The 726-nt window shown below is 71.3% G+C and carries 1 protein-coding gene and 1 pseudogene; one reads left to right on the top strand and one right to left on the bottom strand.

Going from position 1 to position 726, the window contains the following annotated elements; translation table 11 throughout:
• On the top strand, positions 1-556 hold a 556-nt coding region (locus BN1127_RS22640), incomplete at its 5' end, for a helix-turn-helix transcriptional regulator (RefSeq protein ID WP_048824629.1).
• Here the strand turns inward: BN1127_RS22640 and BN1127_RS03565 are convergent.
• Positions 536-726: pseudogene (locus BN1127_RS03565) on the bottom strand (LysR family transcriptional regulator); the annotation flags it as partial. The gene BN1127_RS22640 and the pseudogene BN1127_RS03565 overlap by 21 nt on opposite strands.

Below are 726 nucleotides of genomic sequence, written 5' to 3'. Positions count from 1 at the left end.
CCACCCCGGCCAGGGCCAGCTGGTGTTGCCCACCCCGGTGCGGCCCAGACTGTGGCGCGAGCTGGGGGCCTGGCTGGGAGAGCGGCTGCAACGGGGAGAGCGCTTTGAGCTGCGCTTCCCCGCGGCCTTGCTCGATCTCGCCCACGGCGGCTGCAACGGCCCCCTGCAACCCCTGCTGCTGGGGGAGCTCGACGGCCAGATGCGGCTGTTGCGCCCGAACAGCCACTACCGGGAGCGGGTGCTCGGGCTCATCCGTCAGCGGCTCTGGCAGGAGAGCGTCGGCTCCCCCACCCTGCTGGCCGGGGTCTGCGAGGCCCTCAGGCTGACCCGCTGGACCCTCAACCGCCACCTGCGCGAGGAAGGGTGCCACTTCTCGGCCCTACTGGAGCAGGTGAGAAGGGAGGAGGCCTGCCGGCTGCTGCAAGACCCTGCCCTGCAGTTGCAGGAGGTGGGCGGGCGCCTCGGGTTTGCCAGCCAGAGCAGCTTCACCCGCTTCTTCAAGGAGGCATTCGCCCTCTCCCCCAGCGAATACCGCTCAAGGCGCAGCCGGCTCTGATCCCTCGACCAGGGCCCTGGCGAGCAGCTCCGCCAGCCAGTGGATGAAGAGCTGGACCCTGGGCGCCAGCTGGCGGCGATGGGCATAGAGGGCGTGGATGGGGAGCGGCGGTGCCTGCCAGGCGGGCAGGATGCTCACCAGCTCGCCGCGCCCAAGCAGCCCCTCCACCC

This window comes from Aeromonas media (assembly GCF_000819985.1).
Taxonomy (GTDB): Bacteria; Pseudomonadota; Gammaproteobacteria; order Enterobacterales; family Aeromonadaceae; genus Aeromonas; species Aeromonas media.
Note: the sequence above shows the minus strand (reverse complement) of the source record. Positions and strands in the feature narration are given on the sequence as shown.